Origin of the sequence: Planococcus sp. NCCP-2050, assembly GCF_023708025.1 — a bacterium.
Lineage (GTDB): Bacteria > Bacillota > Bacilli > Bacillales_A > Planococcaceae > Planococcus.
On sequence record NZ_BRCX01000001.1, the window covers coordinates 1,471,895 to 1,486,470 of the forward strand.

The window sequence follows — 14,576 nt, forward strand, 5'->3', positions numbered from 1 at the left end:
CCTTTAAGCAAAGCGGCGCATTGTGATTCCGCCTGCAAGTAAAAGCAATGCTGCAATCAAAACCACCATGCTGTCGACTGGACCGCCAGTTTTCGGCAAAGTAGAAGCCATTGCCGAATCGCCGTTTGCCGCATTGCCGTCAGATCCAAATGCCAATTGGGAATCCATCAAGTCCAGAGGAGAAGTTCCTGCCGAAGCCGTCAATCCAATTAATGCATCACGGCCGCTAGAATCATTGTTTCCATTTCTTTCTCCATTTGATCCATTCAAGGTACCTGTTCCGGCATTTCCGGTATTTCCATCATTTCCAATCACATCTCCACCTGATAGAGATCCATCGCCTACCGGAGCACCTGGCAATGCTGGGGTTTCTTCTCCTGGTGTAGTTCCCGGTATTTCCGCGCCCGGCTGCTCACCTGGCGTAGTTCCCGGTGTTTCTGTACCTGGTTGTTCACCTGGGTTTGTTCCCGGCGTTTCTGTGCCTGGCTGTTTACCTGGGTTTGTTCCCGGCGTTTCTGTGCCTGGCTGTTCACCTGGGTTTGTTCCCGGCGTTTCTGTACCTGGCTCTTCACCTGGGTTTGTGCCTGGCGTTTCTTCACCCGGAGTTTCTGGTGTTGCAGTTGGCGGTGCCGCTGCAAATCCTTCATTGCCCAATAAGGTTACATCAAGTCCACCTAGAATTCCATCCAGTAAACTGATGGTCAAAAGACTTGAACCTGCAGAACGCCCGCTTTCATCTGCATTGTTTTGATTTTCAAGCAATCCTACATGAAGATTTCCCAAAAGAGGCAAATTGTCTAATCCAAGATGCAGAATCCCTTCGAAACCTGAAGATTCAGTTGCGGCTCCATCAACAGATGTTGAGTTTCGTTCCGGCAATATTTGAAGATTTAAATTATCTGCAACCAATAGATCTTCAAGTGAAAGATCCAACACTGAACGTTCTTCAGTAGAGGCATTTTCTGTGGCAGTGCTTTCATTTTTCAGAAGCCCCAATCCTGTTTGCCCCGTTAAAATCAAATCTTCCAAAGCCAAATCAACGGCTGCTTGTTCTTCAGAAATTTTGTCTTCGGTTACTGAGTTTTCGTTCTTCAAGACTTCAAGATCCGTTTGCCCTGCAACGATCAAATCTTCCAAAGCTAAGTCAACTGCTGCCTGTTCTTCAGAAAGTCCGTCTTCGGTTACTGAGTTTTCATTCTTCAAGACTTCAAGATCCGTTTGCCCTGCAACGATCAACTCTTCCAAAGCTAGGTCAATTGCTGCCTGTTCTTCAGAAATTTCATCTTCGGTTACTGAGTTTTCGTTCTTCAAGACTTCAAGATCTGTTTGCCCTGCAACGATCAACTCTTCCAAAGCTAGGTCAACTGCTGCCTGTTCTTCAGAAAGTTCGTCTTCGGTTACCGAGCTTTCGTTCTTCAAGACTTCAAGATCCGTTTGCCCGACCGCAATTAATTCCTCGATCGCAACATCAGCCACTGCATCTTTCTGGAAAGATTCTGTTTCAGATGAAGAGTTCTCGCTTTTTAAAACATCGATCGCTACCTCATCAGTAACAACTGTGTCTTCTGTTGATACATTGATTACGGCTTGCTTTTCGGAACTGTCTGTTTCCGTCGCGGCACTTTCGTTTTTAAGCACTTCCACTTCCAGCTCATCCGCAACTAATGCATCTTCGATTGAGACATCAACGACGGCTTGGTTTTCAGAGCTGTCTGTTTCGGTTATCGTGTTCTCATCTTTCAACACCTCTACGTTCACTTGGTCAACAGGCGTTTCTTCCAATTTCACATCTACTACAGCTTCTTTCTCGGAAGTGCCTGATTCTGATGCTGTGCTTTCATTTTTCAGCACTTCGACATCTGCTTGCTCCGTAATGATCGTCTCTTCAATCGATACATCGATTACAGCTTCTTTCTCGGAAGAATCAGCAGCTGTTGCCGAGCTTTCGCTTTTCAGCACTTCGGCTTCCACTTGGTCCGCGATGATCGCATCTTCCACGGATATATTCACTGCGGCCTCTTTCTCAGTCGATTCAGATTCTGTGCTGGTCAATAGTTGAACTTCTACATCATCCAAAACAGAATCTTCCAACGAGACATTTACTGCAGCTTCTTCGCTTATACTTTCTTCACTGCTTGCGGCTTCTTGTGTTTTAGGAATTTCGATATCCACACTTCCTGCAACGGGAAGGTCAGAAGTTTCAACACTCAGGATTTCCTCTTCACTCAATAAATCAATATTCAACTCAAGCTGTCCTGATGCTTCGCCTTCCGCCTGCACAAGCGAAGGTGCAAAATTCAATGTTGCCCAAATCCCAAAAGCCGCTCCAGTATAAGTTATCCAAGTTTTTTTCATTAATTCCCTCTCCTTTTTTATTATGATTTAAATCACATATAAAAAAGGAGTATGAATGGGTGGTTTCCTTAACGGAGTGTGAATCCATTGAATAATCGCATAACTGTTCTTGTGATACCATAGCTTTTCGGTGGATGCTTTAAAAACTTCGGCATCCGACAAGGTGCCCATACCTAGGTCCGCATGATGTGCGGCAAAAGAATTTGAAGCAAAGACCGATGAAGAAGAACTTGACGATGCAGGTACAGTAGCTATCGAACGCCCCTGGTCTTGGTCTTCCGGATAAGCCGGCTGCTTTGTGTTGTTGACAGTTGCCGCTGCTTTATTTTCTCCACTTGCAGCCAGTTCTTTTTCCCCTTCTGCCAATTCACCCACATAAATTAAAGCTTCTGTAGTCGCGTCAATATCAGCTCCGCGTGCCGCTGAAGGAGTAAGGCCGCTTTCAATTTCTAAAACAGGCGTTTCTCCTTGAACCACTGCTGATGCTTCTTCAACAATTGGCTTCATCGACTCGACAGGAACTTTAGCCGGTTCATTAACTGCAGGAGTTGGAATTTCTACAGTTTCTTCTGCAACTGGTTTTTCAATTACCGCAGGCGTGTCGACGACAGGAATTGACGGTTCTGGAGACGGAGCTGTCACAGGATTTTCAACTGGAGCCGGTGCAGCTTGCTCACCCTTTTCTGGGGCCGGCAAAGCTGGCGTTTTTTCTTCCTGATACGGCAAATCGGCTGTTTTATCAATAACTTCTGTTGTACTGCCGACTGTTTTTTCTGCCGTATCCGTTACCGCTTCCACCGTCCCATTGACCGCGTCATTCGTCTTTTCAACTGTTTTCTGAACACCTGACGTCACTTTGGTTACGGTTTTATTCACTTCTTTCACGACAGGCGTCACTACTGGAACTTCCGGCAAATTATTGACCGTCTGATCAACTGTTTTAAATACTTCGGAAGTCGTTTTTTCAGTAGTATTTGTCACTTCTTTCACAGTAGTCTTCGCTACCGGCCTTGTGTTGCCGACCACTTTTTCTACAAGTTTCCCCGTATCTTTTAAAGTGGAAGAAATGATTTTATTGCCAACTGGATCAGCGGTTTTCTTCAAAGTATTGCTTGTAAATTCGAGCGTATTTTTAACCGTCTTGTCAACGCTTCCAACGGTTTCTTTTAAGATTGAACCCGTCGACTCAGCTGCTTGCCCTGTGACATTTCCAACTGTTTTTCCAACCGTATCCAAGGTGCCGCTAATTAATCCTGCAGGCTTTTCTTCGGGTTTCTCCAGTTCATCCGCATGTGCAGCGAACGGCGATAAGGCTACTAAACAGGCACCCATGATAAAAGTACAGATTCCCTTTTTCAAATTTTCACCTCCTTAGCGCGAATTATCAAATAATTCACATGATGATTATCTGATTCCCTACAAGAGTTTATTTAAAACTTATTTGGATTATTTTTCTATTAAATTTTTGAGAGTTAATTCCACCGGACAATGATCTGATCCCCAGACGTCTTTATGTATTTTGGCCCCTTTAAATTTCAACGCCAACTTGGCAGAAGCAATAAAGTAATCAATGCGCCAGCCTACATTCTTTTCCCGGCAATTCGAGCGGTACGACCACCAGGAATAGCTCCCGCTCTGCTCCGGGTAAAAATAGCGGAATGTATAAATAAAGCCGCTTCCAAGAAACTCCGTCATCTTCCCGCGTTCTTCCGGCGTAAAGCCCGAATTTTTCCGATTGGCTTTTGGGTTCTTCAAATCGATTTCTTCATGCGCAACATTTAAATCCCCGCAAAGAATAACTGGCTTTTGGTGATCCAGTTTTTTTATATAGGAAAGAAGCGCATCTTCCCAGCGCAAACGATAGTCTAATCGAAGCAGGCCGTGCTGGGAATTAGGCGTGTAAATGGTCACAATATAATAGTCTTCATATTCTAAGGTGATGGCGCGCCCTTCTGTATCATGCTCCGCTATTCCCAGCCCATAGTTTACAGAGAGCGGCTGTTGTTTGGTGAAAATAGCCGTACCCGAATAGCCTTTTTTCTCTGCATAATTCCAATAGGTGTAATAACCGGGAAGATCCATTTCAATCTGCCCTTCCTGCAATTTAATTTCTTGCAGGCAAAATACATCTGCATCGACTTCCTTAAAGAAATCCATAAATCCTTTTTTCATAACGGCCCGCAAGCCATTGACATTCCATGAAATAAACTTCAAAACTGCACCTTCCTTTTCTCTTCTATCCTTTAGTGTACTGAAAAGGCAGCACCTTCTCAAACAAGCGATTTTTTGTCAGTTCAAATAAAATTATGTAAAATTTCAGTGAATATCGCTAAACTTGCAGTTTTCTTAAGGACGTTCTTGTACAATGAATTTATCTACAGCTAGAAATTACGGGGGATAAAGACAAAGGGGATAGAGAGATGAAAAAGTTCACAAAGGAAGAAAAGAGTTGGGCGTTCTATGACTGGGGGAATTCAGCTTATTCCATTATCATCACTACTGCTGTTTTTCCGCTGTTCTATAAGTCTGCAGCTACCGAAGCAGGAGTCAGTTTATCGGATTCAACCGCTTATTTAGGCTATACTATCGCTATTTTCACGTTCATCTTAGCCATGATCGGGCCAATTATGGGCACCATCGCTGATTACGAAGGCATGAAAAAGAAATTTTTCACCGGATTTTTCCTGCTTGGCACCGTTTCAACCGCCATGCTCGCATTTATTCCAAGCGATAATTGGCTTATGCTGCTCATTTGCTATACTTTCGCAGCTTTAGGTGCAACTGGGGCCAACTTGTTCTATGATGCTTTCATCGTTGACGTTACGACAGAAAAACGGATGAATAATGTATCGGCTTTTGGATACGGGCTAGGCTATATCGGTTCGACGATTCCGTTTATCTTGTCCATTGCCGTCATTTTGCTTGCTACGAATAATGTCATTCCGGTTTCCGTCATCAACGCCAGCCGCATCGCCTTTTTGATCACTGCTGTTTGGTGGATCGTTTTCTCCATCCCGCTGCTCCGAAACGTCCATCAACGCTATTACATTGAACGCGAACCGAGTCCCGTTGCCCAAAGCTTTAAGCGTCTTGGGAAAACCATTCGGGAAATCCGCCAATACCGCGCGCTGTTCTTGTTTCTGATTGCGTATTTCTTTTATATTGACGGCGTTGGCACAATTATTTCCATGTCGACAGCATACGGCACCGATCTCGGTTTAAGTTCGACCAGTTTGCTGATTGTGCTCTTCGTCACTCAAGTGGTGGCTGCACCTTTTGCTATTTTATACGGTCGCCTGTCTGAACGTTTCACAGGCAAGAAAATGCTCTATGTCGGCATCTGCGTTTACATCGTTGTCTGCATTTATGCCTTTTTCCTGGAAACGATCACCGATTTCTGGATTCTCGCTATGCTCGTTGCAACGAGCCAAGGCGGGATCCAGGCGCTAAGCCGCTCGTATTTCGGAAAACTTGTACCAAAAGAGAACTCCAACGAATTTTTCGGCTTCTACAATATCTTTGGGAAATTCGCAGCGATTCTCGGGCCATTGCTTGTTGCTGTCACTTCTCAAGTAACCGGGAATTCAAGCATGGGCGTTTTCAGTTTAGTGGTTCTGTTCATTATCGGATTGGTCATCCTATCACGAGTCCCAGAACCGACTCCCCATGCACCAGTCGATGAAGTCGCTCCGGAATAAAGTATTTTAACTGTCCATGCTTCGGCTTGGGCAGTTTTTATTTTTCAAATTCGAGATTTGGTGCGTTTTGGCGCTTCAAATATTTATTATGGAAGGAAGTCTGTTTTTGAATTTGCGGACGTGCTATGGTTTTAGTTAAAAAAGCGGGGATGCCTGTGCTATGGAAAACGAGGAATGAGACTGCTGATAAAGAACGTGCAGAAGTACTGTTGAGGCGATTGCCCAAAACCCATCCATCGTATATATTGGCGAAAAATGACTTATGGAATGCTGAATCTGGAATTAACGGGGAAAAACGATTTGATGCGTATTTTTCGATGAGCAAAATCGATTTTCCGCATCTTATTTTACATGATGTTCCACTGAAATCGGTCCTCCCTTTCCAGTTGGATTCGTTGTTGATCACACCTTGGTGTGTCTATGTGTTCGAAGTGAAGAATATGTCCGGCCGCCTGTTCTTTAAACAATCGCCTCCACAGCTCATCCAAACGAAAGAAGACGGCTCAGTCATCGGGCGCAAAAGCCCCATTGAACAAATGGCGACAAACGAATGGCTGCTCGAAGAATGGCTTTCTTCTCGGGCGTATTTTTTACCGATCCGTTCCGTGCTCGTATTTTCTTATACGAAACAGATGCCGGAAAACTTGCCGAGAGAGCAAATCGCGCTGTTTTCGAATCAGCTGCCGATGTTTTTACGAAAACTGCAGTCTGAAAAAGAAATCCTGAGTTTGAGCGAAATGGAGAAGCTCGCAACTGAATTGGCAGCGGCACATTCCCCTTATGCACACGAGCCGATCTGCGCGAATTCCGCTTTTCCTGTCGAAGCGATGCAGCACGGCGTCTGGTGTGAGCCTTGCAGCCGCATTGGCATGAAACGCAAGTACGGGACATGGGTTTGTCCGAGTTGCGGCGTTTCAAACAAAAATGCCCACATTCGCACACTCAAAGACTGGATAATGCTGACCGACGAACCGCTGACGAATAAAAGATGCCGGGAGATTTTGCAAATAGAGGATCGGCATGTAGTCAAAAGACTTATGGCAGGAATGGAAATTAAAAAACAGGGATCATTTAAAGGAACAAATTATGTCTTTGAGGCAATTCGCTCGTAAAAGGTGTGAAGTCGCTCGTATAATTTAAAAGTCGCTCATTAATATGGAAAAGTCCCTCGTATTCGACTCAAACTCGCTCATAAACCAAAGTCTGTAACATCAAAAATGGCTCAGAACCCGTTAAAAACGGATCCTGAGCCATCGTTTTATTATTTATTGTCTTTATTCTTCGGTGTAATGGTTGCGCCGCCTGAATCATTTTGCGTGATATCGGCATCGCCCAATTCCACTACCTGCGTTTTGCCTTTATCTTGATCGGCTTCTTTTTCAGCTTTCTTCACTTCTTTTTCAACTTGCTTCTCTGCTTTTTCGTGCTCTTTTTTCGCTTTTTCTTCTGCTTTTGCTTCTTTGATGACAACTTTTTCCTGCTTCTTCAATTCTTTTTCTTCTTTTTTCTCCGTACGCTTCGCTTTCAGCTCATCGACTTTGCCTTTTGTTGCTTCTGTTGCGCCGGAAGCTTTTTCTTTAACTTGTCCGACTTTGTCTTTGACTTGCCCAACTGTGTCGCTCAATTTTTCTTTCGTTTTGCCCGCGGTATCGGAAAGTTTTTGCGAAGAGCCGGAAGTTTTATCTTTTACTACTGCTTGCATTTCCTTACCGCTTTTCGGTGTCAATAGAAGGCCGGCTGCTGCACCAATAATGGCGCCTGTAGCCGCTCCTTTAATAAATGCAGAGCTGCCAACGCCGCCTTTGCCTCCAGTTTGCGACAAGGGTTGATCAATTTTCCCAGTCCGCACTAAGCGTTCTTCCACTTCATCAACGATTTCCTGCAAAGTGCGTCCTCTTGCATCAACAAGAGGGACATTCATGTGAAAATCAGCTAAATCCTCTTGATCTCGGACGACTACGCAATCGTAGTCCATTGAATCTGTCTTGTCGGTCAACATTTCCGCTTTATAGCCTTTTTGTTCTAATGCATTTTTTACGGATACAAACGGTTCTTCTACTGCAATTTTCACCATCTTTTGTCCACTCCCTTTTCAAATTTGTCTCAATTTTGCTTATAGTGTTTTATTTCCCCTCTTTAGCGGTCGGATAAACGCAGTAGCAAGAATGAAACATTTTTAATATAAGGGTAATTTCGCTTGGCTCATAACTAGACGGCGAACAATCACTGCCCCAAGAATAGCTCCGGATAAGCTGGAGACGAGAAATGGCGGCATGAAGAACAGCGCTGCCGCTTCTGTGCCCATCAATAATTTGGCGTAAGGAACTGCAATGAGTGCGGCGAGAATGCCGGTGCCGACCACTTCCCCGAGTGCCGCTATCCAAACTTTGCCGAATTTCATATAAAGCAACCCGGCAAGCAATGCACCGATCATGCCACCCGGAAAAGCAAGCAACGAGCCGGTGCCTGTCATAACCCGGACGACTGCTGTCAGGAAAGCCACTAATACTGCAGCGGCAGGTCCGAAAATAACCGCTGTGATCACGTTCACCGCATGTTGGATCGGATAGGCGCGTGCAATGCCGGCTGGGAAAGAAACAAATGCAGAACCTGCCACGCTTATTGCCGAAAGCATGGCAAGGATGACCAATTTTCTCGTTTTCATTTATGGGCACCTTCCATCGCTGAATCTCTTAAGGCTGATACTTCTGCTGCAATATCAGCGGCATGTGAAATAGCGGTGATGACCGCAACTCCCAAAGCCCCTGCTTTCCAAACAGCGGCAGCATTTTCAGAACTGATTCCGCCAATCCCGACAATCGGCAGGTTTGGATAAGCTTCCTTAACCGTTTGGATGCCTGCCACTCCAGCTGGTGGTTTCGCATCAGCCTTTGTTGAAGTCGCAAATACAGGTCCCATGCCAACATAATCCGCTCCGCTTTCTACTGCCTGTTTTGCCTCCGCCAAGGAATGCACCGAAACGCCGAGCAGTTTGTCAGCACCCAAAATTTTGCGAACCGCTGCAGCTGGTGCGTCGTCCTGGCCGATATGGACGCCGTCTGCGCCAATTGCCCAGGCTAGCTCTATATCGTCATTGACCAGGAGAGGGGTTTGGTAGCGCTGGCACAACTCTTTACAGTCGAGCGCAAATTTCAGCAACTCCGCGCCCTTCAACGCATTGGGCCCTTTCTCCCGCAACTGAAAATAATCGATGCCGGCTTTTAAAGCCTCTTCCAAAACTGCTAATGGATCTTTTCCTCCCGCATTCTCCGTTCCAAGAATAAAATAAACGACCGGTCTTTCACTGAATTTCGACATAATTCATTTCCCTTCTTTCGTTCATATATTTCCGGTAGGCGGCGTGATTGGTCGGCCCGTGGCCAGCTCCGATATTCAATTCACTGCTCAAAGCTGCATGGATAAATTGTTTAGCCGTGTAAACCGCGTCTTTAAGCGATTTTCCTTTTGCCAGTTCCGCAGTCAGCGCTGCTGAAAAGGTACAGCCGGTTCCATGTGTTTGCACTGTCGCAATTCGAGGCGACCGGAACAGCATCTCTTCACCGTCCTGACCAAGAAAGAAATCTTCTGCGACATTTTCGTCCTTGCCATGGCCTCCTTTGATGATGACCGACTCAGGGCCATACGACAGGATCTTTTGCGCCGCCAGTTTCCGGGACGCGGAGTCAATGATTTCGATACCGCTCAAGACTTCCGCTTCCGGTACATTCGGTGTCACCACGGCAGCTAAGGGCAGCAATTCCTTTTTAAGTGCAGCCCCTGCTTCTGCGCGCAATAAATTCGCTCCGCCTTTTGCAATCATGACCGGGTCGACAACCAGCTGCCGCCAATTGAAATGCCGAATCCACTTGGCCGTTTCTTCAATGATTTCTTCATTAAATAACATTCCGGTTTTCAATGACGCTAGCTGAAAATCCTTTCCGACAGCCTGCAATTGAGTCTGAACGGCTTCTCTTGCCATTGGGTAAATAGCGGCAACGCCTAGCGTATTCTGAGCGGTCACGGCCGTCAGAACAGAAGTCGAATAAACTCCGAGTTCCTGGAATGTTTTAATGTCCGCTTGAATTCCTGCTCCTCCTCCAGAATCCGATCCGGCAATGGTTAATACTTGTGGAATCATTTTTGCTGCAGCTCCTTTCCGGTTGGCAGTTCGGTATCGCCTTTTCCAGTTCGAGACAATTGGTTCAGGAATTCGATTTGAAAACTGCCAGGTTCAGGAGCTGAATGGCTTGCCCGCTCCCCCGCTTCCCCGTAAAAACGCAAGGCTTCTGCGGCAGCACTTAAAACCTTTTCCGGATAGACGGCTAGATAGGCGGCAACCACTGCGCTTAACAGGCAGCCAGATCCCGTAATCGCCGACATGAGCGGGTGCCCAAAAGGAATTTCCACGATTTCTTTTCCGTCCGTAACAATATCAGTTGAACCTGTTACAGCTACAACCAGCCCGAGCCTACCGGCAGCTTCGACTGCCAGCTGCTTCACATCCGCTTCACCGCTGCCGGCATCGACCCCTTTCCCTTGCCATTCGGTTCCGCAAATCGCGGCAAGCTCGCCTGCATTGCAGCGCAGCACGGCAATATTCACTTCCGTTAAAATTCTTTTAGCCGCAGCCGCTCTGAAAGCTGTCGCTCCTACACCTACAGGATCCAATACGACAGGGCGGCCCAATTGATTCGCTGTCTTTCCGGCAATGATCATGCTTTCCAAAGTTTGAGCGTTCAAAGTTCCAATATTGAGTGACACGGCTCCAGCAATTGCCGCAAGTTCAGCGGCCTCTTCCGGCGCTTCACCCATGATCGGAGAAGCTCCAATTGCAAGCAATCCATTGGCCTGGAAATTTGAAACGACGTGATTCGTAATGCAGTGGACAATCGGATTTTCAGCGCGCAATTTCTCACTCACTTTAAACACCCGCCTTCGTGTATGGCTTTACCGTCCATGTCTGCATCGTCCAAGCTTGTTCCCAAAAATTCCATTCGTAATAGCTGCTTCTGCGGAAACGGTCCTTCAGTTCTTTGCGTCGTGTTTCGGTTAGTCCTTCTGCGAGAAAGTCCATCCGCTCGATCTGTTCGTTTACAAGTGCCGCAAATTCCTCTCCGCCATAAGTTTCGATCCAGCGGCTGTAGATTGGATGATCCGGCTTCGCTTCTTTAAGCCGGTCGCCGATTTCCTGATAAAGCCAGTAACAAGGAAGAATTGAAGCGAGGACGTCCGCCAAATCCCCTTCAGCCGAGCGGTACATATGCGATACATACGCGTAAGCATTCGGCGATGGTTCAAACTCAGCCCAATCCTCTTCGGTCACTCCAAGAAGTTTCATGAATGATTCGTGCAAAGCCATTTCAGCTGCACAAGTATGCTCGGCATGAAATGCGAAGCGCTTGGTCGTTTCTAAATCTTTGGCTTTTACCGCACCGATTGCCTGTACTTTTGCAAAATGTGTTAAGTAATAGGCATCCTGCATAACGTAATAGCGAAAAATGTCTAAAGGCAGTGTCGCGTCTGCGATTCCTTTGACAAACGGATGTTCAAAACTTGCTTCCCATAATCCATTGCACTCCAACCGGACTTCTTCACAAAATTTCATTTCGCCATCTCCTTTTTTGCAAATAAAAACGCCACTCTCCAGTTAAGGAAAGCGGCGTGTGCGTATGCATTGAAAGATAGAGAAATAGCATGCTTCTCGCCACTTCCCTACGCTGGTATGATCCAGATCAGGTTCAAAGGGTCCGGGCTTATGCCCGTCTCAGCCGATATCCGGCTCCCCTAGTGGGTGTTTTATTTGGTTGTCGAAATCACTATAGCACAGATTCAACTTCTGCAAAAGATTTATCTGAGTTTTCAGCTTTGATGCGCATCCCATTCTCGGTATCAAAAAAGTGGGCATGCGACATATCAAAAGCCAGGCGAGCTGTATGGCCCGGCTCGATCGCGGTATCTGCCTCAACGCGCGCAATAAATTCCTGTTCAGCATAAGTGGCATAGAGAATGGTTTCTGCACCGGTCAATTCGGAAACGGTGATCGTCGCATCAAACTCACTGACCGGGAGCCCGGATAAATCTTCGCTGTTGACGTGGATATGTTCCGGCCGAATTCCAAGTGTCAGATGCTTGCCTTCATACCCGCGGCTATTCAGAACATCCAAGGTTTCCCGCGGGATGCTAATTGTCCGATCTCCCAACACAAATGCCCCTTTTTCCAATCGTCCATCAAAAAAGTTCATTGCCGGCGACCCGATGAAGCCCCCAACAAAACGGTTGGCTGGAAAATCGTAGACTTCTTTCGGGCTGCCGACTTGCTGGATATGGCCGTCCTTCATAATGACAATGCGCGTTGCCATCGTCATCGCTTCGGTCTGGTCATGCGTGACATAAATGGTCGTAGTTTTCAGCCGATGATGCAGCTTAGCAATTTCCGCCCGCATTTGGACGCGCAGTTTTGCATCCAAGTTTGAAAGAGGCTCATCCATGAGGAATACCTTGGCATCCCTGACAATTGCGCGCCCGAGCGCCACCCGCTGCCGCTGCCCGCCTGACAAAGCTTTCGGTTTTCTATCCAAGTATTCCCGCAAGCCAAGAATGTCCGCCGCATCTTCTACGCGCTTTCGGATATCCGCTTTCTTAAACTTACGCAATTTTAGTCCAAAAGCCATGTTTTCGAAGACCGTCATATGGGGATATAAAGCGTAGTTCTGAAAAACCATGGCAATATCCCGCTCTTTCGGCTGGACCTCATTCATCCGTTTTCCATCGATGAAGAATTCGCCTTCCGTTATCTCCTCGAGGCCAGCAATCATACGCAAAGTCGTCGATTTCCCACAGCCCGAAGGACCAACGAAGACGATGAACTCCTCATTCTGGATTTCAAGATTAAAGTCTGTTACCGCTGTTGCGCCGTTGTCATAGGTTTTCCCCAGATTTTTAATTGAAATCTCTGCCATTTTCAATTTCCCCATTTCTTTTTCTTAATTATATACAGTTTTCTGTTTATTACAAATACAACATAGAAAAGCAGAAGAACTTGTTATATACTTACCCACAAGAAGGAGCTTCTATGCTTCTTCAATTTGAAAGGAGGATCGAGTATAAATAATTCTTTCGAGTACCCCTAATTACTTCGTCAATCAAAGTAATTTCACGGTAAATAAAGCAGTATTTATAAACTTAAAGGAGTGAAACCGGATGAAAAACATGAAGATATTCATCATCGCGCTTGTTGGCCTTACTTTAATGTTAAGTGGTTGCGCCGGCTTCAAGACCAGCAATAATGATGAAGAAGCGGTTAATGAAGACGGTAAAGTGGTTGTAGATTTTTGGACATTCTGGGGTTCTGAAATCCGCCGTCCGATTGTCGATAAAATCGTTGAAGATTTTAACGCATCCCAGGATGAGATCGAAGTCAAGCACACGTATAGCCCTTGGGGAGATATCTGGACGAAGGAATTAGCGGCGATTGCTGCCGGCAATCCTCCTGATGTTGTCATTAACGATATTAATGCCACAGCAATCCGCGGACAGGAACAACAAGCAATGAACTTATCGGAATTCTACGATGACAGTTTCTCAGAGAAATTCTACCCAGAACTTTGGAATGCTACACTTCACGAAGGCGATTCATACGGAATCCCTTTTAATACTGATACACGCGTCCTTTTCTATAATAAAGATGCCTTCGAAGAAGTGGGGCTGGATCCAGAAGATCCGCCGGAAACATGGGCTGAACTGGAAGAATATGCAGCGAAATTGGATATCAAAAACGGCAATAGCTACGACCGTCTCGGCTTTTACCCATTATGGGGAGTTGGCTACGATGTCTGGCTTTTGAACGCCAATGGCGAAAACTATTTCGGGCCGGATCATAATACCGAAACCGTCAATATCAATACGGAAAAGAATGTCGAAGTCCTGAACTGGCTAAAATCGTGGAAAGAGCGCATCGGTGAAGATGTTGTCAACTCCTTCCAAGCCCAAATCGATAGCCAGCAAGGAAACCCATTCTTCAGCGGCGACTTGGCAATGATTGTTCAACAGCCGACTTTTTATACGCAAATCCGCGATTATGCGAAAGATTTGAATTTCGGTGTTGTCCAGATGCCTGAATACGAGGAAGGAAACGGCCATACGAGCTGGGGCGGCGGATTTGTAGCTGAAATTCCCGAAGGCTCAAGCGATCCGGAAGCTGCATGGAAATTCATCGAATACTTGACTGGCGCCGAAGCGCAAGAATACTGGGCGGTTAAGAACTTCGATAACGTAGCGAACATCGAAGCAGCTGAGGCTGCTGCAGAATCCGATGAGCTGACAGAACAAGGCCAGATGGTTTATCAAATGGCCGTCGACAGCATGGAAGATACTTTGCTGACGCCGGCACCAGTAACAGCTCCTAGCTATTTCAACTACATTAATCCGCAGGTCGATGAGTTCTTCCTTGGATCAAAAACGGCTGAAGAGGCACTCGAAAAAGCCCAGACGGATGTAGAAAGCTTAATCGAAAAAAATCAATAA

At 46.1% G+C, this 14,576-nt stretch carries 13 protein-coding genes and 1 riboswitch; of the genes, 3 read left to right on the forward strand and 10 right to left on the reverse strand.

The genetic code is table 11. The features are described from left to right. Positions 1-3: 3 nt before the first annotated feature. The 3 genes from NFU07_RS07240 to NFU07_RS07250 all read right to left on the reverse strand — a co-directional run bounded on the left by NFU07_RS07240 (position 4) and on the right by NFU07_RS07250 (position 4,569). A complete protein-coding gene (locus NFU07_RS07240; RefSeq protein ID WP_251476243.1) occupies positions 4-2,355 on the reverse strand; it encodes a coiled-coil domain-containing protein in 2,352 nt (783 codons plus the stop codon). A gap of 27 nt (positions 2,356-2,382) precedes the next feature. Continuing rightward, on the reverse strand, positions 2,383-3,714 hold the full coding sequence (locus tag NFU07_RS07245) for a hypothetical protein (protein ID WP_251476245.1): 1,332 nt from the start codon (positions 3,712-3,714) through the stop codon (positions 2,383-2,385). Between the two features lie 87 nt (positions 3,715-3,801). Next, positions 3,802-4,569: an exodeoxyribonuclease III gene (locus tag NFU07_RS07250; protein WP_251476248.1), complete on the reverse strand. Its 768-nt coding sequence runs from the start codon at positions 4,567-4,569 to the stop codon at positions 3,802-3,804. Positions 4,570-4,775: 206 nt separating this feature from the next. Here NFU07_RS07250 and NFU07_RS07255 point away from each other — a divergent pair, with 206 nt between their 5' ends. Together NFU07_RS07255 and NFU07_RS07260 are read left to right on the forward strand one after the other, a co-directional pair. Then, positions 4,776-6,053, forward strand: coding sequence for an MFS transporter (locus NFU07_RS07255; RefSeq protein WP_251476250.1), 1,278 nt, complete (start codon positions 4,776-4,778; stop codon positions 6,051-6,053). A gap of 125 nt (positions 6,054-6,178) precedes the next feature. Further along, a complete protein-coding gene (locus NFU07_RS07260; RefSeq protein WP_251476252.1) occupies positions 6,179-7,165 on the forward strand; it encodes a nuclease-related domain-containing protein in 987 nt (328 codons plus the stop codon). 149 nt (positions 7,166-7,314) lie between these two features. Here NFU07_RS07260 and NFU07_RS07265 read toward each other — a convergent pair whose 3' ends face one another. The 7 genes from NFU07_RS07265 to NFU07_RS07295 all read right to left on the reverse strand — a co-directional run bounded on the left by NFU07_RS07265 (position 7,315) and on the right by NFU07_RS07295 (position 13,012). After that, the gene (locus NFU07_RS07265; RefSeq protein ID WP_251476254.1) at positions 7,315-8,127 is read right to left on the reverse strand and encodes a YkuS family protein; all 813 of its coding nucleotides are present in this window, start codon (positions 8,125-8,127) and stop codon (positions 7,315-7,317) included. A 102-nt stretch (positions 8,128-8,229) separates the two neighbouring features. Further along, positions 8,230-8,718, reverse strand: coding sequence for an energy coupling factor transporter S component ThiW (thiW, locus tag NFU07_RS07270; protein WP_251476255.1), 489 nt, complete (start codon positions 8,716-8,718; stop codon positions 8,230-8,232). Continuing rightward, the gene (thiE, locus tag NFU07_RS07275) at positions 8,715-9,371 is read right to left on the reverse strand and encodes a thiamine phosphate synthase (RefSeq protein WP_251476257.1); all 657 of its coding nucleotides are present in this window, start codon (positions 9,369-9,371) and stop codon (positions 8,715-8,717) included. The genes thiW and thiE overlap by 4 nt, the downstream gene beginning before the upstream one ends. Continuing rightward, positions 9,355-10,191, reverse strand: a complete 837-nt coding sequence (thiD, locus tag NFU07_RS07280; RefSeq protein ID WP_251476259.1) for a bifunctional hydroxymethylpyrimidine kinase/phosphomethylpyrimidine kinase — start codon at positions 10,189-10,191, stop codon at positions 9,355-9,357. The genes thiE and thiD overlap by 17 nt, the downstream gene beginning before the upstream one ends. After that, on the reverse strand, positions 10,188-10,973 hold the full coding sequence (gene thiM, locus NFU07_RS07285; RefSeq protein WP_397443709.1) for a hydroxyethylthiazole kinase: 786 nt from the start codon (positions 10,971-10,973) through the stop codon (positions 10,188-10,190). Before thiM ends, thiD begins: the two co-directional genes overlap by 4 nt. Before the next feature lies 1 nt (position 10,974). Beyond that, positions 10,975-11,658: a thiaminase II gene (gene tenA, locus NFU07_RS07290; RefSeq protein ID WP_251476264.1), complete on the reverse strand. Its 684-nt coding sequence runs from the start codon at positions 11,656-11,658 to the stop codon at positions 10,975-10,977. A gap of 87 nt (positions 11,659-11,745) precedes the next feature. Then, positions 11,746-11,849: riboswitch (TPP riboswitch) on the reverse strand. 20 nt (positions 11,850-11,869) lie between these two features. After that, positions 11,870-13,012 carry an ABC transporter ATP-binding protein gene (locus NFU07_RS07295; protein ID WP_251476266.1) on the reverse strand — a complete coding sequence of 381 codons (1,143 nt, stop codon included), beginning with the start codon at positions 13,010-13,012 and terminating at the stop codon, positions 11,870-11,872. Between the two features lie 241 nt (positions 13,013-13,253). Here NFU07_RS07295 and NFU07_RS07300 point away from each other — a divergent pair, with 241 nt between their 5' ends. Continuing rightward, on the forward strand, positions 13,254-14,576 hold the full coding sequence (locus NFU07_RS07300; protein ID WP_251476268.1) for an ABC transporter substrate-binding protein: 1,323 nt from the start codon (positions 13,254-13,256) through the stop codon (positions 14,574-14,576).